26 protein-coding genes and 1 pseudogene are annotated in these 25,407 nt (G+C 38.3%); 15 read left to right on the top strand and 12 right to left on the bottom strand.

Annotated elements, in window-relative coordinates; translation table 11 throughout:
- The first annotated feature begins 27 nt into the window (after positions 1-27).
- Complete coding sequence (locus tag MKX62_RS06930) at positions 28-585, top strand: NADPH-dependent FMN reductase (protein WP_067213692.1); 558 nt, start codon at positions 28-30, stop codon at positions 583-585.
- Between the two features lie 343 nt (positions 586-928).
- Here the strand turns inward: MKX62_RS06930 and MKX62_RS06925 are convergent, their stop codons facing one another.
- The 4 genes from MKX62_RS06925 to MKX62_RS06910 all read right to left on the bottom strand — a co-directional run bounded on the left by MKX62_RS06925 (position 929) and on the right by MKX62_RS06910 (position 3,729).
- Positions 929-1,717: a DUF817 domain-containing protein gene (locus MKX62_RS06925; protein ID WP_340742558.1), complete on the bottom strand. Its 789-nt coding sequence runs from the start codon at positions 1,715-1,717 to the stop codon at positions 929-931.
- A 107-nt stretch (positions 1,718-1,824) separates the two neighbouring features.
- A complete protein-coding gene (locus MKX62_RS06920; protein ID WP_067213691.1) occupies positions 1,825-2,046 on the bottom strand; it encodes a helix-turn-helix domain-containing protein in 222 nt (73 codons plus the stop codon).
- Positions 2,047-2,056: 10 nt separating this feature from the next.
- Positions 2,057-2,539, bottom strand: coding sequence for a DUF2975 domain-containing protein (locus MKX62_RS06915; RefSeq protein ID WP_340741103.1), 483 nt, complete (start codon positions 2,537-2,539; stop codon positions 2,057-2,059).
- A 431-nt stretch (positions 2,540-2,970) separates the two neighbouring features.
- Positions 2,971-3,729, bottom strand: a complete 759-nt coding sequence (locus MKX62_RS06910; RefSeq protein WP_067213688.1) for a GTP pyrophosphokinase — start codon at positions 3,727-3,729, stop codon at positions 2,971-2,973.
- Between the two features lie 492 nt (positions 3,730-4,221).
- Between MKX62_RS06910 and MKX62_RS06905 the strand changes: the two are divergent.
- Positions 4,222-4,386: pseudogene (locus MKX62_RS06905) on the top strand (bile acid:sodium symporter family protein); the annotation flags it as partial.
- Positions 4,387-4,903: 517 nt separating this feature from the next.
- On the opposite strand, the gene MKX62_RS06900 reads toward MKX62_RS06905, so the two are convergent.
- Positions 4,904-5,614 carry an NAD(P)H-dependent oxidoreductase gene (locus MKX62_RS06900; RefSeq protein WP_340741102.1) on the bottom strand — a complete coding sequence of 237 codons (711 nt, stop codon included), beginning with the start codon at positions 5,612-5,614 and terminating at the stop codon, positions 4,904-4,906.
- 55 nt (positions 5,615-5,669) lie between these two features.
- Complete coding sequence (locus tag MKX62_RS06895) at positions 5,670-6,542, bottom strand: DMT family transporter (RefSeq protein ID WP_340741101.1); 873 nt, start codon at positions 6,540-6,542, stop codon at positions 5,670-5,672.
- 118 nt (positions 6,543-6,660) lie between these two features.
- Here MKX62_RS06895 and MKX62_RS06890 point away from each other — a divergent pair, with 118 nt between their 5' ends.
- The 5 genes from MKX62_RS06890 (at position 6,661) to MKX62_RS06870 (ending at position 11,519) form a co-directional block, all read left to right on the top strand.
- Positions 6,661-7,530 (top strand): LysR family transcriptional regulator, encoded by an 870-nt coding sequence (locus MKX62_RS06890; protein ID WP_340741100.1) that lies wholly within the window; start codon positions 6,661-6,663, stop codon positions 7,528-7,530.
- Between the two features lie 374 nt (positions 7,531-7,904).
- Entirely contained in the window at positions 7,905-8,852 is a 948-nt protein-coding gene (locus MKX62_RS06885; RefSeq protein WP_340741099.1) for an ATP-binding protein, read from the top strand.
- Positions 8,853-8,865: 13 nt separating this feature from the next.
- On the top strand, positions 8,866-9,738 hold the full coding sequence (locus tag MKX62_RS06880) for a tetratricopeptide repeat protein (protein WP_340741098.1): 873 nt from the start codon (positions 8,866-8,868) through the stop codon (positions 9,736-9,738).
- An 861-nt stretch (positions 9,739-10,599) separates the two neighbouring features.
- A complete protein-coding gene (locus tag MKX62_RS06875) occupies positions 10,600-10,752 on the top strand; it encodes a hypothetical protein (RefSeq protein ID WP_338654559.1) in 153 nt (50 codons plus the stop codon).
- Between the two features lie 278 nt (positions 10,753-11,030).
- On the top strand, positions 11,031-11,519 hold the full coding sequence (locus tag MKX62_RS06870; RefSeq protein WP_340741097.1) for a hypothetical protein: 489 nt from the start codon (positions 11,031-11,033) through the stop codon (positions 11,517-11,519).
- Between the two features lie 267 nt (positions 11,520-11,786).
- Here the strand turns inward: MKX62_RS06870 and MKX62_RS06865 are convergent, their stop codons facing one another.
- Entirely contained in the window at positions 11,787-11,951 is a 165-nt protein-coding gene (locus MKX62_RS06865) for a hypothetical protein (RefSeq protein ID WP_338654563.1), read from the bottom strand.
- 357 nt (positions 11,952-12,308) lie between these two features.
- On the opposite strand from MKX62_RS06865, the gene MKX62_RS06860 reads away from it, so the two are divergent.
- From MKX62_RS06860 to MKX62_RS06840, 5 genes are all read left to right on the top strand, one after another.
- On the top strand, positions 12,309-13,604 hold the full coding sequence (locus tag MKX62_RS06860; RefSeq protein ID WP_340741096.1) for a tetratricopeptide repeat protein: 1,296 nt from the start codon (positions 12,309-12,311) through the stop codon (positions 13,602-13,604).
- A gap of 651 nt (positions 13,605-14,255) precedes the next feature.
- Positions 14,256-14,699, top strand: a complete 444-nt coding sequence (locus tag MKX62_RS06855) for a MarR family winged helix-turn-helix transcriptional regulator (protein ID WP_340741095.1) — start codon at positions 14,256-14,258, stop codon at positions 14,697-14,699.
- Between the two features lie 54 nt (positions 14,700-14,753).
- Complete coding sequence (locus MKX62_RS06850; protein WP_340741094.1) at positions 14,754-15,695, top strand: ring-cleaving dioxygenase; 942 nt, start codon at positions 14,754-14,756, stop codon at positions 15,693-15,695.
- Positions 15,696-15,841: 146 nt separating this feature from the next.
- A complete protein-coding gene (locus tag MKX62_RS06845) occupies positions 15,842-16,900 on the top strand; it encodes an LLM class flavin-dependent oxidoreductase (RefSeq protein ID WP_340741093.1) in 1,059 nt (352 codons plus the stop codon).
- Positions 16,901-16,912: 12 nt separating this feature from the next.
- Entirely contained in the window at positions 16,913-17,479 is a 567-nt protein-coding gene (locus tag MKX62_RS06840; protein ID WP_187046199.1) for an NADPH-dependent FMN reductase, read from the top strand.
- Positions 17,480-17,639: 160 nt separating this feature from the next.
- On the opposite strand, the gene MKX62_RS06835 is transcribed toward MKX62_RS06840, so the two are convergent.
- Positions 17,640-17,888 (bottom strand): hypothetical protein, encoded by a 249-nt coding sequence (locus tag MKX62_RS06835; RefSeq protein ID WP_340741092.1) that lies wholly within the window; start codon positions 17,886-17,888, stop codon positions 17,640-17,642.
- Positions 17,889-18,373: 485 nt separating this feature from the next.
- Positions 18,374-18,949: a nitroreductase family protein gene (locus tag MKX62_RS06830; RefSeq protein WP_340741091.1), complete on the bottom strand. Its 576-nt coding sequence runs from the start codon at positions 18,947-18,949 to the stop codon at positions 18,374-18,376.
- A gap of 682 nt (positions 18,950-19,631) precedes the next feature.
- Here MKX62_RS06830 and proS point away from each other — a divergent pair.
- The 3 genes from proS to MKX62_RS06815 all read left to right on the top strand — a co-directional run bounded on the left by proS (position 19,632) and on the right by MKX62_RS06815 (position 22,757).
- Positions 19,632-21,071: a proline--tRNA ligase gene (proS, locus tag MKX62_RS06825; protein ID WP_340741090.1), complete on the top strand. Its 1,440-nt coding sequence runs from the start codon at positions 19,632-19,634 to the stop codon at positions 21,069-21,071.
- 234 nt (positions 21,072-21,305) lie between these two features.
- Positions 21,306-22,040, top strand: a complete 735-nt coding sequence (locus MKX62_RS06820; protein ID WP_340741089.1) for a sulfite exporter TauE/SafE family protein — start codon at positions 21,306-21,308, stop codon at positions 22,038-22,040.
- Between the two features lie 117 nt (positions 22,041-22,157).
- Complete coding sequence (locus MKX62_RS06815) at positions 22,158-22,757, top strand: short chain dehydrogenase (protein ID WP_340742557.1); 600 nt, start codon at positions 22,158-22,160, stop codon at positions 22,755-22,757.
- A 62-nt stretch (positions 22,758-22,819) separates the two neighbouring features.
- Here the strand turns inward: MKX62_RS06815 and MKX62_RS06810 are convergent, their stop codons facing one another.
- The 3 genes from MKX62_RS06810 to MKX62_RS06800 all read right to left on the bottom strand — a co-directional run bounded on the left by MKX62_RS06810 (position 22,820) and on the right by MKX62_RS06800 (position 25,256).
- Entirely contained in the window at positions 22,820-23,638 is an 819-nt protein-coding gene (locus MKX62_RS06810) for a purine-nucleoside phosphorylase (protein WP_340741088.1), read from the bottom strand.
- 112 nt (positions 23,639-23,750) lie between these two features.
- A complete protein-coding gene (locus tag MKX62_RS06805) occupies positions 23,751-24,008 on the bottom strand; it encodes a hypothetical protein (protein ID WP_340741087.1) in 258 nt (85 codons plus the stop codon).
- Between the two features lie 54 nt (positions 24,009-24,062).
- On the bottom strand, positions 24,063-25,256 hold the full coding sequence (locus MKX62_RS06800) for an alanyl-tRNA editing protein (protein ID WP_340741086.1): 1,194 nt from the start codon (positions 25,254-25,256) through the stop codon (positions 24,063-24,065).
- Between the last annotated feature and the right edge of the window lie 151 nt (positions 25,257-25,407).

Below are 25,407 nucleotides of genomic sequence, written 5' to 3'. Positions count from 1 at the left end.
GGTAGATCTAATGAGGAGGAAAAAACAATGACAAACGAAAAATTGAAAATAGGTATTGTTCAAGGTAGTGTACGTGAAGGGCGAAACGGTGATGCTGTAGCAAAATGGATGGTTGATTTTGCGGAAAAACGTAATGACGCGGAGTATGAAATCGTAGATCTTGCAAATTACAATCTTCCATTCTTGGGTTCAGCGAATGCACAACCTGGTGCTGAAGGACAAATAAAAGCTTGGTCAGAAAAAATGGCTTCTTTCGATGGTTATATTTTCATCACACCTGAATATAACCATGCAATCGGTGGAGCGCTAAAAAATGCACTTGATTTTTTAAACCCAGAATTGAACAATAAAGCAGCTGGTTTTGTTGGATATGGTAGCTTGGGCGGTACGCGTGCACATGAAAACCTACGCCTGATTTTGGGCGAACTACAAGTTGCTGACGTACGTACGGCTGTTACGTTCTCACTTATGTCTGACTTTGAAAACATGAGCGTGTTCAAGCCTGCTGACTACCACGCAGCCAATGCGAACACCATGCTCGACCAAGTCCTTTCTTGGAGCGGTGCATTGAAAACTGTACGATAAATTAACGATTTTGTGCCAAGTGCCACTCCACAACTTTTAATTGTGTTGGTACTTGGCACGTTTTTTTTTAGCGTCAAAAAGGGATAAGTTTTAAGATGACCTTTTGGTAATTTAAAGTTCATTTGCGTTATATCTATTGGCCATAGAAACGAGGAATTACACATGTGGTGATTAACCAAAGGAAACCAGTAAATGACTGCTTAACTTTGTGTTAAAACACTAGTCTTCTTACGTATTCTTTTCATTAATTGTATGGTGGCGGTTTGTCCGTCGCTCTCCGCAGATACAGGTGCTCCATGTCATGTAAGAAGTGGTTAATCAACGGACGTATTCTTAACTGTCATTATAATAGACTAGCATCTATCTTAGTGGAATTTTTCCCCTTAACCTGTTTTAACGTCGCTACTATAAGAAAGCTGACAATTACTAATAAGAGCCATGAACTTACCTTTCCTAGATGAACGAGACTCCATGCATCGGTTTGGTTTGGGTATTTCCATGCACCAAAGAACGTTGCAATATTTTCAGCTATCCATATAAAAAATCCGATGAGCACAAAAGAAAGTGCGAGTGGCATGCGGTAACGAGTTCCATCAACCTCGTATGTGACCCATGATTGCCAAAAGACGATAATTACAAGTCCAGATAGCCACCACCGAACATCGATCCAATAATGGTGAGTGAAAAAGTTTAAATAAATTGCAGCTGCAAGAGGCACAACTATCAAAAACGGTGGCCACTTAACCAGTTCAACCTTTAACCTCCTCCATGCCTGGCAAAGATAACTCGCTACACTCGCGTACATGAATCCACTATATAAAGGCACTCCAAAGATTTTGAAATAGCCATCCTCTGGATAAGCCCAGGAGCCCATATGTACCTTGAAAATTTCAAGAGCAAGTCCAATAAGGTGGAACAATGTGATAACCTTTAGTTCATCCCGTGTTTCAAGCCCAGAACGCACCATCCACCATTGCATCAGAAGGAAGATAATGAGCAGCCAGTCATAACGTGGTAGGAACGGAAGTGGGATGAATTGTGTAAAAGCCAAAGAGGCGAAAATGACGACAGGAAACAAACATGATAGGGCCTGCTCCCGGCCAAAACGAACGAGTTGTTTTGATGCTCTCATGATTTGTGTCTCCATTTTTGGATGGTTAAATTCATGAGTAACTCCCTTTTTATGAAATAACGTAAAAAGATGTCCTTTTTCTTTCAATGTTAAATACCTCCACTTTGTTAACCTTGGTTGTCTTCATCACTTCGGTATTCCAAAATATCTCCAGGCTGACAGTCCAAAGCTTTACAAATCGCTTCTAAAGTTGATAATCGAATCGCTTTTGCCTTTCCATTTTTCAATATAGAAATGTTAGCCATTGTTATTCCAACCCTCTCTGAGAGTTCTGTCACGCTCATTTTCCTTTTAGCCAACATCACATCAATATTGATTATTATTCCCATTGTTTTCACCTCAGACTGTTAAATCATTTTCTGATTTTATATTAATAGCTTCTTGCAAAAGTTTTTGGAGAACGGCAGCAAAGACTGCGATTACCATTGGAGCAAAAATAAAGAGCATTCCAACCAATATGACACCCGGGGCGTCGTCTAACTCCGCAAAGATAAAGAAGAAGGGCATACCAACCACATATAAGCCACTGATTGAGATTGCGCAATGTTTTATATTTTTCAAAGCTTTTACAGATATTTCCGAGAACGCTTTGCTCTTATCAATATAATTTAAAAGTTTAAAAGCCTGATACAATGCAACGAAAAATGGTATCGCCGAAATATACATAATTATTACAATGCCGTATAGTACATAAGCAAACTCCGAATTACTTTCTGCTGCATCTTTAGCTAGCAGGGGCAATCCAAATATACATAAAGCAACAATAGGAATTCCAAGAAGAATAACGGCTATTTTTAAAAAGTTTGTTGAACCTCGTTTCAAAAAAAGCACCTCACTTATTTATTAGTAATTTCATTTTAGCACGTTTTTTATCGATTCGCAATAAATGTTTATCGTTTTTAGTTGTACCTTATTTTATAAAAACATCTTTTTAATTTTAGGCAAAGATAAAAAGCATTTCTCATTACAGGGAAATGCTCCATAACTTTAAACTATTCAATTTATAACTTGTGCAACTACTTATTTATCCATGGCTCACTCTACCTGAATTCGATTCCTAGTATCTGGAGTCTCAGAAGATCCATCTTCAAATTCACTTGGGGAAAGCTTTTTAATCCATGCATAAATTGAAAAAGCTGTTTGCCCCATACTCGGGAACAAACAGCATCTTACAACAGTTCTCTTTCAAACCCATCTCCCTTTCCAGGTTGAAAATGAATGGTTTGCGAATTAATTGGGGACCAAAATACTAGCTATACTTCAGTCAGGCTAATTTTGCTACTTTCATTCATCATTTCTAAGAATTTAAGCGGGATATTGAAGTCATTCTTTTCATTAAAAAGAGGTGTAGTAAACTCTTCATCCATTCGTTTAATTTCATTAACTTCTTTTTGAAGATTCTCCATCTTTTGATCCAATTCGTTGGCAGATTCCGCGGCCTCTTTCAACTCTTTCGTAATTTTTTCAGGGACAGATTTGTTGAATTTATAAAAGATTTTATGTTCCAGACTTGCCCAAAAATCCATAGCAATTGTCCTGATTTGCATTTCTACAAAGACGTGCTCTACCCGATCTGTCATAAACACAGGAATTTTTAATATCAAATGAAGACTCCGATAACCATTGGGTTTGGGATTTTGTATGTAATCTTTGTACTCAATCACTTCAATATCTCTTTGCTTTTGAATCATTTCACTTAGTTTATAAATGTCGGAGTTAAAGGAGCAGTTAATACGAATGCCTGCGATATCCCGCATATTTTCCTTTATGGAAGACAGGGACAGTTCAACATTTTTACGATGAGCCTTTTTAATAATGCTTTCTGGTGTTTTCAAGCGGGTATTAATATGTTCGATGGGGTTGTATTCATGTATTAATTGAAATTCTTCTTCCAAGATATTGATTTTGGTGCTCACTTCGTCTAACGCAAATTTATAGGCCAGCATGAATCTCGTCATTTCTTTTTTTAGATGATTCAATCGGCTATAGTCTAGTTCATTTGTCAGTTTCAAAATAAATTCCTCTTTTCTTTACGCTCACTATGACTAAGATGTTCTATAGTTGGCTTATACTTTAGCTTCTCTCTTGCAATTGAATGGTGACGTCCGGTAGAAATACCATGCGATGTAATCTTCTTTGCCTTCGCATTTTCATATCCTTTTTCAATAAATAGAATGCATTTACTCTCAAATAAAGCTGTTCACTTACTTTGGGAACGTTCTTGTTTGTGCATCTACTTATCGCCAATTGAATGATAGCACAAATACAAAAAAACTTTACTTGAGTTCTAGCTATTTTAGCATTTCTACTGGATATTTGCTGTTTCGTTCACTCTTTATTCGAAAAGAGGAAGCGGGTCCCGGGAGATAAATCAGTTCTCCTTCTTTGCCACAATCCTCTGTTATTCAGGAAAGTCTAGGCGATGACCCCATCCAGACTGTTACAATAGTAGCAACGATATGTGTTATTTCAAGAAATAAGATAAACTTTATCGTAGAAAATGAAAAGTGGATTATGCTGACCGGAAAGCTATTTCCATTGAGGTGGGAATGCAGAGATCTGGGCTCGGTGCCGCATTGGCAGCAGCACACTTCTCACCACTTGCAGCTGTGCCGAGTGCCATCTTTAGTGTAGGGCATAATATTTCCGGCTCACTACTCGCAACATAGTGGAGCAAAAGATCTGAAAAAGTTAAAGAAACAGATGAGGCAAGTCTGAAACCATTGGAAAATTAAAATTTTTAACAACTTATTAATTTTTTAGGCACCCACTCGTGGAACTATACAGACATGGACAATCTTTTAATTGAATTACTAATCCATGATCAAATGTTTCCCTGCAAAATTTGCAATGCCTGTTGTATTCGGCATTCTATTACTACAAGTCTTAGCATCATTGTTCGGCAAAGTCTTATAAAAATATCAAGTGAATTTTTGTTCATAGTGTGAAGCCATACAGGTATAAAGAAATCCGCAGGCGGGTACAATTGCAGGGAGACCCTTTGGATTTAAATGACTTTATTGTTGTTGATCACATATGTTAGTATTTTACGGAAAAGTGTTCACGTCGTAATTGCTGCAATGATATTCAATTAAAGTACCCATTCGTAATAAAAGGTCAACCAGACATTCTTGGTTGACCTTTTTATATATGGTCTGATTGTAACGGTAATCGGGTTAGTAAGAGTTATCTATACTCCATCTTTAATTGGTGATTTTCATCATAATGAGAAGTAGGGTGATATGGGATAGATGGAATTTCCTCGAGATTGTGTAAACGCTTTTTATATTCATCTAGGTATTGTTTTCGGTCTTCTTCATCATGTGATGGAGTCCAAGAGATGAATGGTTCGACGGGTTCAAAGCCAGCAAAGTAAAGCATTCCGTGATTAATAGGATAAAGTATCTTCTCATTCATATCACCGTCCATTCCATACGGCGTATACGCACCTTTAGGAGAGCCTGTTGTAGCGGACAACATTGCTTTTCTACCTTTGAGACCGCCAGTATCATATCTATTACCTCTCGAATAAATAAAACCAGAAGCAAATACTCGATCAAACCAGCCTTTTAAAATGGCAGGAACAGAATACCACCATATAGGAAATTGGAAAATGACAAAATCCGCCCAAAGAAGTTTATCTTGTTCTTCTTGAATATCTGGAGAGAAACTACTCGTCTTCGTTGCATGTTTTTGTTCGACTGCATATTTTAAAAAGTTCTCGTTTTGAAGTGATTGAAAGTCATCACGGTCAGCGACAGCTTTGAAATTCATAGCATATAAATCTGACACTTTGACTTGATGACCTAGAGATGTTAATTCTGAAACGGCAAGGTCTTTTAAAGCACTATTGAATGATTTTGGTTCTGGATGTGCGTAAATAATTAATATATTCATGATCTCAGCTCCTATAGTTTAAATACATTATTCACGAAGGTGAAAAATCCCATATTCATTTAAAGTCGATTTCCAGTTGTTTTTTAGATGTAGAGTTTGCTATCAGTACACCAGCTAAAATGAGCATCGCAGCAAAATAGCCTTGTAGCCCCATATTTTCATTTATGAAGATGAATGCAAATATAGCTGAAAAAATGGGTTCAAGCGAAAAGAGAAAACCGGTGCTTTCAGGTGTTGTGTACTTTTGAGCAATTGGCTGCATAACAAAGCCATAAGCAGAGCAGATGAGTGCTAAACCGAGTATCGCAAACCAATGAATCGCACTAGCTGGTAAAACTGGTGTCTCAAATAGAAAGGTTCCAACGGTTGCAAACAAGGTAGCAAATCCCAGTTGGTAAATACCCAGCTGCAAGGCATCAACCTCGCGCACAAAGCGGTTTGTCACGATAATATGGACTGCATAAAGGAGGGCAGCTACTAAACAATAGTATGCGCCGAATGCAATAGTAAAATCATCTCCAATCAGTAGTAGTGCTAAACCGGTAGAGACAATTAGAACGCCGCATACAATTTTTCTACTGGGGAGTTTCCGTGTAATGAATATTTGTAAAACGGGAACGAGGATAACTGTTGTACTCGTCAGAAAACCGGCTGTAGAAGCAGTCGTGTTTTTTACGCCGTACATTAATGCAATGAAAATCCCACATAGCAGAGCGCCTACAATCGCACTATACTTTAACGTTTTAGCGTCTACACGGATTATTTTTTTAAAGAATATCAGTACCATAACGATAAATGCAATGCCGAATCGTAAAGCGACAATCGTTATTGGAGGAATTACATCCACAGTGATTTTCATGAAAATATATGATGCTCCCCAAGCCAATGAAACCGTAGCTAAAATTAAGTTTGCTTGACGCTGTGTCATGCTCGGAATTCACCCCCTTCCATCTGTTTATCTATATCGTATCACCGGTACTTGTATTAATATAATGAATATTTATAATGGAACTATTAGATTAGCTAATGTAAGGGAGTGAGAGAAGATGAATCCGTATGATGCTTTTGTCAAAATCATTGAAACCGGCAGTTTTACCAAAGCAGCTGAAGAGCTTCGCTATACGCAATCTGCCATTAGCCAAATGGTCCATTCATTAGAGAAGGAGCTTTCGACCACGCTGATTTTACGCTCCCGCAAAGGAATTACGTTGACGCCAGATGGCGAGGAGTTTTTACCTTATATTAAGAATATAAGAAATTCACATCAGGAATTAATAGAAAAGCATAACGAGATGCAAGGACTGCATAGTGGGCTTATCAGAATAGGAACGTTTTCGAGTGTTTCATGCAATTGGTTGCCAGGATTGATGAAGGATTTCAAGGAACAGTATCCAGCTGTTCATTTTGAATTACATCAAGGCGAATATACGAATATCTCCAATTGGATTAAAGAGGGAAGCGTTGACTTTGGCTTTGTCAATCCAACTGCTGTCACCAATCTGACAACCATTCCGCTGCAAGAAGATGAAATGCTTGCTGTATTGCCAATGGACCATCCTTTAGCTACGCACCGCAATGTTTCCTTGAAAGAATTAACGAATGAACCCTATATTCTTTTGGATGAGGGAGAACTAAGCGAACCGTTAACCATTTTTAAACAAAATAACTTAGAACCCAATATACAATACCGGGTGCATGATGATTATTCGATTATGGCCATGGTTGAACAAGGGCTTGGGCTTACTATTTTACCTAAGCTTGTCTTAAATAGATGCCCGTATAACATTGTGACGAAAACGATCTCTCCAGCTGTTTTTCGTACAATCAGTTTGGCATACAAGGATAAAAAGGTATTGCCGATAGCAAGTAGATATTTTATTGACTTTATCATAGAGAGAAATAGCAAACTCATTTGAAGTTTAACACCGGATTGCAAAAGAATTCCCAATAAAACCTCGCAACTTATAACTTTATAAGAATGATAAATTGGAGGAGGCTGCTGTTTTATCGGTTGTGCACATCAGTAGGGTGAAGAGGAAGCCACAAAATAAAGCATTACAAAGACATTCATCTCGGCTGTCTGTATTTACGTTTGGTACAAATCGAGTCGGGTTTTCTGGATTTTAGTTTGGAATTTGATTGCCAGGCAATTTTCACTGTAACAAAACTTTATACCCTTGTGCTTTGTACTCATAGACGTTTTTTAAGCTTTATTCTAAAATTAACATATGGAAATAATTGAGTATTTGCATTTCAGAAACTAGGATGAATTTGTGCAAAGGGGCCTATTATGACGAATGACTATGAAGGAAAACGAAAACAACTAAAAGTAATTCAATTTGACAAGGCGAAAAATACGCTTATTGAAAAGACAGAGCCGAAGGAGACGTTTGCTGATGTTGGCGGTTTGGAGGATGTTAAAAAGAAAATTCAGATGAACTTCATCCTTCCACTTAAAAATCCAGAGTTTTTTAAAGCATATGGCAAAGAAGCCGGGGGAAGTTTACTGCTATACGGACCACCGGGTTGTGGAAAAACGTTTTTGGCAAAAGCGATTGCGGGTGAAATAAACGCCAGTTTTCTACATTTGGAATTACAAGCAATTTTGTCGATGTACGTAGGGGAAAGTGAGCATAATCTTCATGATGTATTTGAAGCAGCGCGAGAAAATAAACCGTGCGTCTTATTTATTGATGAGTTAGATGCAATTGGTGGAAATCGGCAAAACATGAGACAACATCATGAGAGGATGCTTGTCAATCAGTTGCTCCTTGAGTTGGATGGTCTAAATTCTCATAATCATGGCATCTATGTCATTGGCGCAACAAATACGCCGTGGTATCTGGATTCTGCATTACGGAGACCTGGCCGTTTCAATCAGTTGCTATTCATCCCACCACCTAGTGAAACGGAAAGAGAAGTCATCCTAGAATTAAAACTGAAAGACAAACCTCAGTCTTCGCTAAATCATAAAAAAATTGCTAGTAAAACAGAACATTTCTCTGGGGCTGATCTTGGCCAACTTGTCGGGGATGCAATCGAGTCTGCATTACACCGTTCGTTGGAAGCGGGTGAACTACAACCGTTAACGAATGATGATTTAAATGGAGCATTGAAACAAAGGAAGCCGACGACTTTGGAGTGGTTTTCCACGGCTAAAAATTACGCCACCTTCAGTGATGTGAATAAGGATTATCAACATGTGCTTGATTATATAAAAGAGAATAGAATTAGATAGGTTGTGAGTTGCGATGGACGAAGAAAAACAATATGCACAGCTTATGCGGATTGAACAATTATGTGAGTGGAGTCGTTTTAAAGATGCCATTAAAGAGACGGAAAACTACATTCAACAATACCCCGAAGATGCGGATGGTTATGCGCTGCTCAGTAAAGTCTATTTAATGTTAGATGACTTTGAGAAATCTTGGCATTGGTCACAAGAAGCATTAAAGAAAGAACCAGAAAATGAGGTCGCGTGGGAGGTTAGGGTATCGACGCTTTACACAGAAGGTAAATATGATGAAGCGATGACCGCGATTAAAGAGGCTTTAACCATTTACCCCGAAGAAGGCCATTATTATTTTTTGAAAGGGAATATTTATAATCAGCGTGGTAATTATAAGAAAGCGAAAGAAAGCTTTCTCGTTGCTTTAAAATTTGAGACTTCTAATGCACTCTATCTTGCAAATTACAGTTATGTTGAAAGTATTTTGGGGAATCAAGATCTTGCTCTTCAGGCGGAAGAACAAGCATTGGAACTAAATCCAGAAAATTCAACTGTCTTTATGTATTTAGCTTGGGCAGCTGATCAAAGGGGAGATCATTTAAAGTCATTGCATTACTTAGAAAATGCAGTCCGACTAAAACCTGATAATCGCCAATTAAGAGAAGAGTACTTGGAAATTTTACAAAAGCAATATAAAGTGTACCGATTATTCTTGGTGCCGTCTAAACTATTAACAAGAGTAAAACCGATATATGCATTCCTACTTTGGATTGTGGCCTGTATTTTATTTAAGCCACTTGTCGTTGTATTTATTGTTTTATATGTCTTGGCCCATTGGACGACGAAAATTATTGTCAATGTAAAGGTGTTTGGTCGTATAATTGTAAAGGCATGAAATCTTGTATTAATGAATAGATATGAAAAAAGGTACCTAGTTCTGAATTTTTTCAGAAACAGGTACTTTTTTAGGGTTTTTATGGGGGTTAAACGATGTCGAAGGCGATAATAATAGCCTCCGTTTTTGGATGTCAGTTATAGTAGTGAACGAAAAGTTTGAAGAATAAAGTCTATTGATTGAAATCAGTTAAAGAACTTTTTCTGTTGCAAAGGGAAAACAATGCATCGAATAACTGTATAAGGTATCCATAAGCAGTTAGAATGCGAAGAAACTTTATTGTCTAAATGTATTGACAATTATAAAATGGAAATGGTATCCTAAAGTAGTTAGATTTACAAAAAAGAGGGAGGCACGGAAAAAATGATTAAACGTGTATATTCTACCTATAACTTTATAGTCATTCCGTGCGTAAACAATCTTTCTTTTAACTAATTAGTATCGGAATGGCATATATTCTGCCGTTCTTTATAATGAGCACACGCTTATTTTAATAGGCGTGTGCCTTTTTGAGTTCAATTTAAATACAAATTGGTGTTTCCACGCATTGCGTGTTGCATAAATAAGTAGAAAAGGAGTGTTGACTATGTTTTACGTAATTCAGCAAAGAAAAGTATTGAGGAAGGAATCTACAGAGAGCGGATAGTGAAAGATTTTAATACTTCAAGAATTAATTAAAAATAAGATTGAGGAGGAGAATAAAAGATGATCAACAAAATTGTAAATAACAGATTGAATAAGCGATACGGAGAAAATAAATTGGAGTCACCAACAGTATATTTAGGTGGTAAATATATAACAAGAATGGTGTTTGCCATACCTTTACAATAAACTTGGAAGTGCTCCTAAGGGAGTAATAGAATGTTTGAACATGATATAGAATACGTCCGTGAACGGATGCGTGAATTACAGAAAGAAGCAAGAGCTCATGAATTAGCACGTCGCTGCATGAGCATGAAAAAGAAAAACAGAAAATCTTTTTGGGTAATTTTAATGAGCTACTTTGAGAGATGAGTAACTAATCGGTTACTTCTGTTAGAGGGCACATCATATAAATAGTAAAAAACATCTTTGTCTACAATGAGATCTAGTAGATAAAGATGTTTTTTATACATGGTAACAGTTTTTTGATTAATAGTGCATCAACTTTCAATAGAAGCACTAAAGTCAGAGATCTATATCATTTCTGGCTTTACATTTGCCTACACAAATTTCCGTGTCTAGCGAACAATCGATATTAAGATAGCATAATCTATATAGATATAAGTTCGATTAGCAACGGAGGTAAAGGGATGATAAACTTTAAAGCTTTTAATGGTACGGTAACGACGATTGATGATTTTTCGATAGGGCAAAATAACGAAGCCGGTTGCTATAAATTAATAGCCGTGGAAAATGGGAACGGGACGGTAGTCAATTTCGTAGTGGCACCCACTACTTACTTTGTAGATCATGTAATGGTGGCAGTAGGAGATAAGATAACTGGGTTTTATGATGCGAACGCGCTAGTCCCACTCATATACCCACCACAATTTCGAGCGCTTGTAATTGCCAAAGACACTCCCTATCAAAATGTGAAAGTATCCTTTTTTAACAGCCAATTAGAGAGTAGCGACGGCGCATTAAGATTAAATATATCTTCGCATACTCAAATCTTATTGGAAAACGGGCAAGCCTTTACCGGAAGTATTGCAAATCGAAATCTAATTGTTACCTATGGTGCTACTACTAGAAGTATCCCAGCCCAAACTACACCCAATAAAGTTATTGTTTTATGTTAGTGGTTTGGAGCAAATGATATCTATGCCAGCAAACTACAATTGCAACAAAAAACTCAGTCATTAACAATTAGACTGAGTTTTTTGTTGTATATGATTTTATTGGTACTAGCGTAGGTTGTATTATGGTATTGTTTACTACCCACTAGTGGTTTAGTGATTTCTAACTATCAAGCAAACTCACTTGGAACTGGATTAGCACATGTTTAGGTTCACCTAAAATTATAATAAAAAATTTAAATGATAGAATCGACTGAATAACTCCTTGAGTTAAATCTGTTTAATCTCATTTGAAATATCGCGAAATTCTACTGATTCTAGAAATCCATTAGACTTCATCTTATCCAAAAACTCAATCAGTTCAATTTTCATTTGGTATAATTGCTGATCTTTATATTCACCATCAAATTGCTCGTTTGTCGTTTCCGTAGGCATAATCTCACTCCCTTCGAAAGAATGGTATGAATTTATCCACTAGATTTAACATATTGGAAATTGCTTTAGAATCTGGAACCGATCCATTATTATCTATACATTGACTAGTGCCTTTATCTATTTTAATTATCTTAACGGTTTTATGGGGATAAATGTCTTCAATTCGCATGCGTACTACCCCTTATTTCTTGCTAAGTTAAACATACCACCCACAAGACTAAAGTAACATCCAATTAGGTTGGGACATTTTATTTAGAATTATGCATTATTTGAGACTTTCAGTAATTAATTTCTCACATTAAAATGGTATGATTAATGTTAAGTATGTATTATGCTGTAAAAGAGAGGGATTCGCTAATGAAAGTTGGTCATTTAATAAAGACAGAACGAATTAGGCAAGAAATGAAACAATTAGTATTAGCAAAAGGAATCTGTACGCCATCTTACCTATCTAAAATCGAACGGAATTTAATTTTCCCAAGCGAAGACATAGTCACATTATTATTTAATCGTTTAGGAATAGATCCATCGAAGTTACAAAAAAACAATCAGCAAACTGAAAATGATTTCGAAAAGATGCTGGAAACTACTTACAAGGAAGTAATTATAAATCAAAATGTAAGTTTTACTAAACAAAAACTAGAGTATTTAGAACAACACAGTCCCTTATTTGAAAACCGAACGCTCTACTACACTTATCTGCTGTTTGTATTAAGGTTCCGCATTATTTCAGGCGGGAAAATGGATGAAATAAAAAAGGGAATAAAAGATCTTGAAGAATTAAGCAAAGATTTTAACCCACGGCAAACCTATTTATATAAAGTAAATAAGGCATTTTACTATTATTCAACAGAAAAACGCAGTAAATCGATTGAATATTTCGAAGATGTGTTATTATTAGTCGATGACATTGCATTAGAAGCTTGGGAAAAAGCGGAATTGAATTATATGATAGGTGTAGTTTACACAGCAGATAGTCGTATCTTTGCCTCAATTGAATATACAAGAAGAGCTCTTGAATATTTTAGAGAAAACTTTTTAATGAAGAGAGTATTAGAGTGTTACATACTAATTGGAATCACACATAAGAAAAGTGAGCAATTTCAAGATGCGTATGACTCTTATTTAAAAGCAATGCAAATCTGTGATGAATTCAATGTACACCGAGAAAAAGGAATTGTGTACCATAATTTAGGATCATTATCTAGTATAATGGGCAATAATGAGGAAGCAATTTCTTACTATAAACAAAGCATAGCATATAAAACTTATGACAGTGATCCAATTATTTCTATACTTTGTTTAGTGATTGAATACTCAAAGATGAACAATAAAGCGTTAGTTAACGTGTGGTGTGCTGAAGGAATCTCATTGTTTTTAAAATTAAAAGATAAAAGCTTAACATCGTATTATCATCATTTTAATATTTTCGAATCCCTCCATAGTGAACGAGGTTTATCCGAAAGTATTACTGAAGAGGCAATTGAATACTTTAAAAAAGTACAAGATTACCGATATGTTCACAAATACTATTTAGCACTTGCCGAATGGCATTTTAGTAATCGGAAATACAAGCTATCATCTATTTGTTATCAAGAAGCAAATAAGTATGAAAACATTTTTAGAAAAATAAAAAAATGGGAGGATTTATAATGAAGAAACTTTTATCTATTCTTTTACTTGTAGTAATTTTAAGTGGGGTTACTGGTAATCTGGCCTCCGCATCCGAAGATCGAGTACCTAGGTTGTTTAAAACATCTAGTTTTACAATTGAACTCCTAAAATAAGCACAACAAAGGGAACAACTCTTAATGGGGCTGTTCCCTTTGTCATTTTAACTGGTACAAAAGCGATTCTGATAACGTGCGCATTTATTAATAGTGGAATAAGTAAAAATGAACAAACTACTATATACTCGGCACTACTTATTTAGAGTTAACTAGGTGGTATATCTAACCGGTTTAACAAACAAAACTAGCGAATGAGCGACAAGTGTGAGCCGGAGCAATAAGACCAAGGAGTGATGCAGTTCAATCCCTCCCAAGTGATCTTCTGGCGGGCTTACTGCGTGAGGCCATCACCAAGCGACAAAGCGGTGTTATGGGAACATTCCATTCGTTAAGTGCCGGCTAAATAGTAATACTCAATGGGCGAGGCAGGAGTTTTTTTAAACTGGTTTCCTGCCGCCTATTAGCAAGTAAAAATTTCAAATAATTAAGTCTTGAATTCGAGGTTTATAATTTGTTTTAATATCACTTGCGTGGTAAAGTGATAATAAGGTTAGTGATGAGGAGGCGAAACAAGATGCGTAATAATACGATTGGCTCGTTGATTTGGTTGCGTTTAATGCGTTTTACAAACCAAAGTAACCAACTGTCGAATGAGTTTTTAAAGCGTTTTGAGTTAACAACTGCCCAATTTGATGTACTTGTACAAATTCAGATATACCAGCCACTCACACAAAGTGAATTAGCTGAAAAAGTGACCGTTACGCAAGGCGGTATTTCCCGCATGCTCGCACGACTTGAAAAAGAAGACTATATTGTACGTAAGCAAGACTGGAAAACGAAAATGATTAGCTTAACTGACAAGGCTGAAGCGATTTTAGAAGAGGCGATGCCAGCTCAACTGGCGTTTCAAACGTCATTTTTTGCTGATGTATTAAACGAGGAAGAAGAGAAAACACTTTACAAATTAATGACACGCATCCATAAACATAGTCAAAAAAAAGAATTGCCGCTGGAGTGATTTTTTTTGCACTATCACTTGACTAATCAATTTAAAAACTAAGGAGGAACTAACATGTATAAAATACTAGGACATCACCATATTTCAATGATTACAAAAAGTGCTCAAGCGACTAATCACTTTTACCGAGATGTATTAGGCTTGCGCCGTGTGAAAAAGACGGTTAACCAAGATAGCCCATCCATGTATCACTTGTTTTATGGGGATTTAACGGGAAGTGCAGGAACGGAGTTATCCTTTTTTGAAATGACGAACGCTGGAAAAACCGTCCGTGGAACAAATGCCATAACACAAATCGGCTTACTCGTGCCATCACTTGAAAGTTTAACGTATTGGAAAAAGCGCTTTGAGCAATTGGATGTAGAGCACGGAGACATTACAACGTATGCAGGTCGAGCAGCGCTGCCATTTGAAGATACAGAGGGGTTACGAATGATCTTGCTAAATAATAATGGCGAAGCGGTACCTGAATTTTGGTCGCCTTGGGAAGATTCAGTTGTGGAGCAAGAGCATCGTATTTTAGGAATGGGAACTACGGAAATAACAGTACGTTATTTGGAACGGACGGCTAAAATGTTGCAAGAGATGTTTGGCTATGTGGAAGTAGCTCATTCTGAGAAAGAAGCTATTTATCAGTCGGTTGCTGGGCAAGCATTTGGTGAAATTGTTTTGAAGCAGTTGGAGGGACCGAGTGAAAAACCGGGCCGAGGAAGTATTCATCATTTAGCGATTCGTGTGAAGAACGAGGAAGAACTGCGCTATTGGGACGGAGTCGTGAAAGAACGTGGCTTCGATTCATCTGGTGTTATCGATCGTTTTTATTTCCAAAGCTTATACTTCCGTGATTCAAATGGCATTTTATTTGAAATTGCCACAGATGGACCTGGATTTACAGTTGATTCAGCGGTTAAAGATTTAGGAAAAGAATTAGATTTACCACCATTTTTAGAATCAAAACGTGCAGAAATTGAAGCGAAACTACAACCGATTGACTAAGAAAAGCGAAGGGGGCCTGAAAGACGCGATAGGCATAAGTCGATCCAACGGCGGGGCGTTCTTTGCCACATAGTTGGATTGCTTATGACCCGAGCGCCTGTTAGACACAGCCCAAAGTATTGGCATAGAAAAAGGAGACGATGAAAATGGAGAAATACCGTATTGACACAACTAAAGGACTTGAGTTTGGTTTATATTCGATTGGAGATCATTTACTAAATCCGTTAACAGGAAGTCGTATTAGCGCAGAGCAGCGTATTCACGAATTGATTGAAGCAAGTAAGTTGGCTGATGAGGCGGGACTAGATGTTTTTGCAGTAGGGGAGAGCCATCAAACGCATTTTACAACACAAGCGCATACGGTCATTTTAGGCGCAATCGCACATGCAACAAAAAATATTAAAATTGCGAGTTCTGCAACAGTGTTAAGTGTATCTGATCCTGTTCGTATCTATGAGGATTTTGCCACGATTGATTTGATCTCAAAAGGGCGGGCTGAAATTGTTGCAGGACGTGGTTCACGGATTGGGGCCTATAGTTTACTTGGGTATGATGTTCATGACTACGAAGAGTTATTTGAAGAAAAATTAGAGCTTCTGCTGAAGATAAACGATGAGGAAACCGTAACATGGCAGGGACAATTTCGGGCACCATTGGAAAATGCAACGATTTTACCACAACCACAAAATGGTCATCTGCCAATATGGCGTGCAGTAGGAGGCCCACCCGCGAGTGCGATTAAGGCTGGGTATGCAGGAGTACCGATGATGCTGACAACTCTTGGTGGACCAGCGATTAACTTTAAGGCGTCGGTGGATGCCTACCGTGAGGCGGCGCAGCGTAGTGGTTTTGATCCAGCAGCGTTGCCAATTGCAACAACGAGCCTATTCTATACAGCAGAAACTTCACAGGATGCGCTTCGTGAATATTATCCACATGCTAATGCAGGTATGCAGGCGTTAAGAGGCGGCGGCTATCCGAAACAACAATTTGCACAATCAACGGATACGCGCGATGCATTAATGATTGGTAGTCCACAGCAAATTATTGAAAAAATGCTCTATCAGTATGAATTATTCGGTCAACAGCGGTTCATGGCACAAATTGACTTTGGTGGCGTTCCGTTTGATAAAATTATGAAAAATATCGAATTAATTGCGACAGAAATACTACCAGCAGTTAAGAAATATACTGCTGGAAAATAAGGAGATGCTAGCATGAAAATCGTCTTACTATCGGGCTCCAATGTAGGGTCTAAAACAAGAACAGCGATGGATTATACAGTCAAAATAGCGCATGAAAAATACCCGGATGCAGAGATTACATTACTGGATCTGGCTGAATTTGAAATGGTTTTTAGTGACGGGCGTAATTATTGGGACTACGAGGGTGACACCAAGTATGTTACAGAAACGCTTATGGCCGCGGATGCAATCATTATTGGATCGCCAACGTTCCAAGCTTCTATTCCGGCTACGCTCAAAAATATATTTGATTTATTACCAGTCAATGCGTTCCGGGATAAAGTAGTGAGTATGCTCGTAACAGCAGGTACAGCTAAGCATTATTTGATGGCGGAACAACAGTTAAAGCCAATTTTAGCGTATATGAAGGCACATATTGTACCTACTTATGTGTTTATAGAAGAAAAGGATTTCCATCGCAAAGAAATCGTTAATGATGATGTTCTCTTCCGTCTGGAGCGCTTAGTGGAAGATACCGTTCTTCTTGTCGATGCTTATGTAGGGATTCGAAAAGCGAAAGATGAGGAATATGGTTTTTAACTAGTTCATAGCAGTAGTCCACATTGTGAGCAGGAAACTTAGAAAGAAAAAAGGTGGTACTGCTTAAAGTGAAAATCTAGGGCGTTACAAAAATCCCCACAATCTCGTAGAAGTTTACGACGGGATTGTGGGGATTTTGGCTAGTAGTGACTGTCACTTATTAAGAATGAAGCTTTATCTTTTTTTCGTTTTTAAATAATAGATAATGGGCTTTTCCTAATTTTTCTTCTATATAGTCGAGTGAATAGTTACCGGAGGGATCTGCTAAGTCTCCAAGTGCCCGAGATAGATTATCAACCGCGAGATTTAGCGTCTCAAACTGTCTTTGCTCATTCCCTCTATTCATTTCATGCATGATTTCATGAGCTAGTTGCTGGATTCGACGTAAGCGTACTTCTTTCGTCTGCATGATATCCTCCTCCATATATCAACTTATATAGCCTAACTATATGGCTAATGATAGGAGTTCATGTGTAGATGTATAAATTAATTCGGATAACCGCTTACAAGCACTACTTATATATGTTGAACAAATGAATATGGCGTATGCGCTTTACAAGGGCTTTTGGAAGGCTACTGAAAAGGATGAAATAGAACTCCTACCAATACCGCTTTGGCGCTTTGTGGATGCCTCCCGCGATAAGCCAGAAAGAAGACCGCTTTCAGTCTTATCGCTCCGGCTACCACGAAGTCGCGCCTTCGCTGGATGGTCTATGTGAGAAAGAGCATATCATTAGCTGTGATGAAATCAGCAACCTAGATTGCTGATTTCTTGAATATAATTATACATGTTGAATCCGGTATATATACTGAGCGAAGGCGCCTTAACAGGGGTAGCTGAAGCCATTCAATGGAATTCTTTAATTCAACATATATAGTCTCTAATTCGAAAAATTACTTATTAATGATCGTAATAAGCTCGCGAATATCCGTGCGTGGTTGAGCTTCTGGTATATGTTTAGGATAGCCGATCATCAACGTCGCTACTACTTTTTCGCCAGGTAGGACATCGATGGCCTCCCTGAATGCCGGATCGTATACCCAATCGTTAGTACGCCAAATCATGCCAATTTCCCTTTCCCATGCCGCGAGTTGGAAGTTTTGAATTAGTGAGGAAACTGCCCCGTAATCCTCATCCCATCTTCTTTGGCGGGGATCTTCAGGCATAACGACTACAAGATGAGCGGGTATATCTCGGAAGTATTGTGCTTTTCTATTCACTTTTTCTGGAACTTCGCCATCTACTTTCGGCTGCGAATCAATGTAGGCCTGAACAAATTGTTCTTTTCCTTCATCCACGTACAATTGAAAGCGCCACGGTTCCGTCAACTTGTGGTTCGGTGCCCATTTCGCGACATTTAGCAGCTCGATGATTACTTCAGCACTAATCGGATCTTTTTTAAAAGATTTGATTGTTCTTCGATCTATAATGTTTTGTTCAACCACATTTTTCCCTTCTTGCTGACTCATCTGATAATCCCCTTTATGTTTAGATAGTATATGAAGTTTTCGAACTTCAAATGAAAATCATTCTCAATTAAATACCCATTTAGTATAGCATGACAAGTAATAATAGCTCAATAAATCTAATCTTAAATCAGAACAGAGTTCATCTACATTGTGAGAGGCAACTCGATGGGTATCATATGCAAAATTTACGACCGAATTTGCCCAAATAATTTTCCAGTGCCTGTGGACATTCATTGAAGTTGTATGAACCGCGAGTATTTGATATATTAAAAGTAATATGAAATCTTTGATGTGACCAAGTAGACAAGAATTGTGAAACAGAAAGTATAGCGACTTACTGAGAGCTATATCACCGCTTCTTGTCGAAACCTACCACTGAGATGTTATGACAACATAACCGAGTCGTTTTCGTTACCAAACGTTTTAGAGGGCTTGAATTTAACTTAATTCAGCTGAATTAAGTTAAAGCCCCCGGCGGATGTCACAGATTTTGAATTGCGCACATGCAATTCGAAATCTGGACGCAATTACACCGGGGTGCAATTGATTTAGGCTAAACTAAGGTGGTACCACGTCCATTCAGCACAAAGACGTCCTTATTATAAGGACAACTTTGTGCTTTTTTGATGTCTAGACTTCAGGCAACCGAAGGATTTCTTTATTATTTTAGGAGGGGAAATTAATGACCAATCAACAGAAAAATGATTTTACAAGCTGGTATATCGACACGATTCAAAAGGCGGATTTAATGGATTACACGCCAGTTCGCGGGTGCATTGCATTCAAACCGGATGGCTATGAAATTTGGGAGCATATCCAAGCCGAGATGGATAGACGTTTTAAAGAAACGGGGCATCGAAATGCCTATTTTCCAATGCTTATTCCAGAGTCGTTTTTTGAAAAAGAGAAGGATCATATCGAAGGGTTCTCACCAGAACTCCCTTGGGTTACCGAAGCTGCAGGTGAAAAGCTAGAAGAGCGTTTAGCGCTTCGACCAACGTCTGAAACGATGGTTGGGCATCTTTATTCGGATTGGATTAAAAGCTATCGAGATCTTCCTGTGTTAATTAACCAATGGGCGAACGTCTTCCGTTGGGAAAAGAAAACATTGCCGTTCATTCGGACGTCTGAGTTTTTATGGCAAGAAGGGCATACAGCTCACGTGGATGAAGAAGAAGCACGTGCTGAAACGATGCAAATGCTCAACATTTATAAAGAAGTTGTCGAAGAGTTGCTGGCGATTCCAGTATATGATGGTCAAAAGACACCTTCCGAGCGTTTTGCAGGAGCCGTGGATACGTATTCCATTGAAGCAATGATGAAGGATGGAAAAGCAGTTCAAGCAGGAACTTCACATTATTTAGGAACAAAATTCGCGCAAGCATTTGATATTAAGTATTTAAATAAAGAAAATAAGCATGAATTTGTCCATACAACATCTTGGGGGACTTCTACCCGATTGATAGGTTCTGTTATTATGGTGCATGGCGATGAACAAGGGCTTGTATTGCCGCCACGTGTCGCACCGACGCAGGTTGTATTAATTCCAGTAGGGCCATGGAAGAAAAATCCTGAAATTATGGAAAGGCTTGATACGATTTATGCGGCATTAAAAGCCAAAGGGATTCGCGTACGTTTGGATGATTCTGATCAATCACCGGGTTATAAATTCAATGAGTGGGAACTGAAAGGTGTGCCGGTTCGAGTTGAATTAGGGCCACGTGACTTGGAAAATAACCAAGCGATAATAAAAGCGCGCGATGAAGAAGAAAAAATAGCTGTTGATCTTCCAACTATAGCTGACTGCATTGAAGGTGCACTTAACACAATGCAAACTCGCTTATTGGACAAAGCACGTGCTTTCCGTGAAAAGAATTCCCATACGCATGTCGATTCACTCGAGCAATTAACGCAACATATTACGGATTCGACAGAAAATGGAGAAATCCCAGGTTGGATCCTTGCGGGTTGGTGTGGAGATGATGCCTGTGAAAAACAAGTGAAAGAAAAAACAAAATTTACGACGCGTAATATTCCATTCAATCCACCCGCTACGAAGTCAACATGCATCAATTGTGGAACAGCAGCAAAATATACTGTCTGGTTCAGTCGCGCTTATTGATTAAATAACTAGAATGAAAAATGCTCCCCCGAATAAATCGGAAGGAGCATTTTTCATTCCATGTACATTCATTGTTGTTACGGAGCAACAGCCCCAGCGTGTATTTTGAGTACTATTTAAAGATTAGCTCATTCGTTTTTTGAATGTGCTTTCATTCATACAATTGAATTTACTTATGGACTAAGGTTGAATATGCTAGTCATATAGAGGTTTTCACTGAAAGAAGGATGCTATATGGAATACATCTTGCTTTATTTCATCGGATTTGCTGCAACAACACTTGGTACATTAGCAGGAGGTGGAGGACTTATCAGTTTGCCGGCCATGCTGCTGATGGGATTGCCAGTTCACTCAGCAATTGGGGCCAATAAAGTATCAAACACAGTGAGCTCATTTTCAAGTTTTCTTGTGATTTATAAAAATAAAGAAGTAACGGTCAAAGAAGCATTTACGGTTGTTCCAATCAGTCTTGCTGGAGGAATTACAGGCGGAGTTATCGCTTCCTTTTTGAAAGAAGAATGGATGATTGTTATCGCGATTATACTATTAACGTTCGCATTCATCTCATCATTTCTTGGAAAAGCGGATTTTGACGGCAATGAATCCTTTCGAGCAACTAAAAAAAGCACCATTTCATTGTATGGAATTGGAATTTACGACGGCGTTTTTGGTCCGGGTAGCGGAACGTTAGCATTATATTTATATGCGCGATTGAAAGTTTCTTACTTGAGGGCAGTCGGCTTGTCTCGTATCATGATTTTTTCAAGCTGTTTCGGCGCCTCAATCAGTTATATTTCGACGGGGAAAATAATATGGCCACTCACAATTGCATTAATGCTTGGTTCGATAAGTGGTGCACAACTTGGTGTTCGTCTCGCACGTAAATTGAAAACAGAGCATGTTAAACCACTACTACGTATCGTAACCGTACTCCTAATAATACAGATTGGTGTGAAGTATTTTGGGTGAGGCACTTTTAAGAACAAAGAAAATTCATTTGGGGTATTTTTCATAAGTAGAGCATTTGATAAGTATGATGGAACAATAACTAATTGAAGCTAGATACTTTAAAAAGGGGGGCTACATATTAAAATACTTGTCGTAGGTGCAAGTGGAACGATTGGTAATGCGGTTACTAAAGAACTGGAGAAAAATCATGAGGTCATTCGTGCGGGACGAAATGGTGCCGATGTATCTGTTGATATTACGTCAGTAGAGAGCATTAAAAAGATGTATGAACAGGTTGGCAAAGTTGACGCGGTGATTAATGCAGCAGGTCGTGCTCATTTCGACGCAGTTACGGATATGACACCCGAGTTGAATGACGTCGGGATTGATAGCAAACTGAAAGGGCAAGTCAATCTAGTGCTTTTAGGTTTTGATAATATGAACGATGGTGGGAGTTACACGTTAACGACGGGGGTTATGATGGATGACCCAATCGCGAAAGGAGCATCAGCGGCTCTGGCAAACGGAGGCGTCAGGGCATTCGTTAAAGCTGCGGCTATTGAAATGCCAAGAGGAATTCGCATTAATAGCGTAAGTCCAAATGTGTTACAAGAGTCGATACACAAATTCGGCACCCTCTTCCAAGGGTTTGATGCAGTACCTGTAAGGCGTGTAGTTCTTGCTTTTGAAAAAAGTGTCTTTGGCCTACAAACTGGTCAGAACTTTGAAGTCTATTAATAAGCATGTGAAAAGCCCTCTGGGAGTGTTTCTCAGAAGGCTTTTCGTATTTATTAATTTCTTTAAATCTCTTGCAAGACGTTTTTAATTAAATGTACAAATGCACTTCGAGATTGAGCAGCAACTTTTATGACATCCTCATGACTTAATGGTTCATCTAGAATCCCACACGCCATATTCGTTAAGCAAGATATTCCTAATACCTTCAGCCCTGAATGAATCGCAACAACTGCTTCAGGCACTGTTGACATGCCAATTGCATCTCCACCTAAAATGCGAATCATACGGATTTCAGCAGGTGTTTCGTAAATAGGGCCACTCCACCAACCATAGACGCCTTCTCTTAATGTAATGTTATTCTCACGCGCTACTTTTAACGCTATTTCTCTCATTTCGCGATTATAAACCTCAGAAACGTCTGGGAAGCGCGTTCCTAAATCATCGTTGTTTTTACCAATCAATGGATTTATGCCAACTAAATTAAGATGATCTGTAATTAGCATTAACTCGCCCGGATTAAAGTCAGTATTTACCGCTCCACACGCATTCGTGATAATTAGTTTTTCTATACCTAATGCTTTCATCACTCTGACAGGGAAGGTAACTTCGTCTAAAGAATACCCTTCGTAGAAGTGATAACGTCCTTTCATAGCCACGACTGTTTTACCTTCTAAACGCCCGATAACTAATTCATTTGCGTGACCAACTGCAGCTGATTTCGAGAAAAAAGGAATATCCTCGTATGGAATGACAACTCCGTTTTCTATCTCATCGGCAAGGCCGCCCAATCCAGAACCTAGGATAATTCCGATTTCGGGAACTTCTTTTGTTTTACTAAGAATGTAATTTTTAGCTTCTAAAATTTCTTCTGTTTTATGCATTAATAGTACCTCCTGTTATTTCTATGGAATTGTTTATTAATAGCGATGCTTTCATAGTTTAGTGCTTGTACTAAAAAGAATCAAGAATGGTTCATTGTAGGTTGGTACCAACTCAAGGATTCGCAAGTTCATCAGATGCTTTTGAAGTTCTACCTAGTTTCTGCGAAAGGAAGTAGGCAATTGTTGATGATAGGAGGATGAATAATAAGGGAATAGTAGAACTCCCTCCATATATGGCTTCTTGATTCGATGTAGATTGCATTAAAAATATATCCGGCTTATAGAGAGCGGTAAGAATTGCTCCTGATGAAAGTTGGAATAGCGTATACAACGCTGCAAAACTAATGATAAAGATCAGATACTTTTTCAAAATAATCACCCCTTTCTCTATTTACGTTTCAATTTAACCAAAGTTTCATATACCTTAGTTTTCGTCACATGAGTCTTCCATCACAGTCAGTAACTCCTCTGCGGATACCAATCGTTCACCGCCACCTTGGACAAACGCATCATTCCCGCCGCCTTTTCCGTTAATCAGGGGAAGTGTAGCAGATGCGACTTGTTTCATGCTTGTTTCTACAGAAGCTCCTCGAGCCGCGACAAACTGTAATCGATTATCACTTTCAGCAACGAGAAGTACAATTACTTCATCTGATTCAGTCACAAGAAGCCGGGCAAGTTTCTGTAGTTGCTGGACAGTTCTATCTGTAAAGAGTGCTTTCACAACTCCATTTTCCTGTTGTTTCAATAATGCTTGCGCTTCAAATGCTAACAGTGCTTCTTGCGTATCCGATAACGATTTCTCAAGTGAATGATTCGTTTCTAATAACTTTTGTACTGCAACCGCAACACCATCGTCCGGTGCACTTAATAATCTGGACGTTTCCGCTAACACCTGATTTTTTCGTTGCAATTGCTGTAACACACGTCCACCGCATACGAAATGTACGCGCACTTTGCCTCGATGCTTCTCAGTCGATAAAATCTTCAGTACACTTACTTGTCCAGTTGTACTAGGATGTGTACCACCACAGCCGTTATAGTCAAAATCAGGGATAATGACAAGTCGAATTTCGTCTGTCACTGCCAGTTGCTTACGAAGGGGGTAGTGATGAAGCTCATCTTCAGTTATCCATTTTATTTCAATCAGTCTATTTTCTAAAATAATGTCATTCGCTAATTTTTCCACCGTGTCCAATTGCTCTGGAGATACATCCTCCATATTCAAATCAATCGACACAATTTCTTTACCTAAATGGAAACTTACCGTCGGATAACCGAACAATTCAACAAACGCTGCTGATAAAATATGCTGTCCTGCATGTTGTTGCATATGATCAAAGCGTCGCTTCCAGTCGATAGCGCCCTCTACTTCTGTTGCAGAACCAAGACTTTCAGCCAATGTATGGCGAATTTCATCTTCTACTTCTTCTACATTGAGTACTTGAATCCCATTCAATGTCCCTGTGTCATGCGGTTGGCCGCCGCCTGTCGGATAAAACGCTGTATTGTCCAACACGACATAGTGATTTCCTTCTGCATCTTGTGCCGCTTTAATAATCTGAGCCGTAAACAATTTACAATATGGATCTGCATAATACACACGTTCTTTTAACATAGACAATCGACTCCCACTCTTTGTTTTGTATATATTAACATTATACAGAAAAGAAGGGGGTTTCTCGTTGGTCGAAAACTCGACTTTTGAGAAACCCCCTCTTCTTGCGGTGTTTTTTAACCATGGCGGTGATAACCCCGTTCGTAGCGAT

Origin of the sequence: Sporosarcina sp. FSL K6-5500 (genome assembly GCF_038005665.1) — a bacterium.
GTDB lineage: Bacteria > Bacillota > Bacilli > Bacillales_A > Planococcaceae > Sporosarcina > Sporosarcina psychrophila.
The sequence above is the reverse complement of the archived record's forward strand: the minus strand, read 5'-3'. Positions and strand labels throughout refer to the sequence as shown.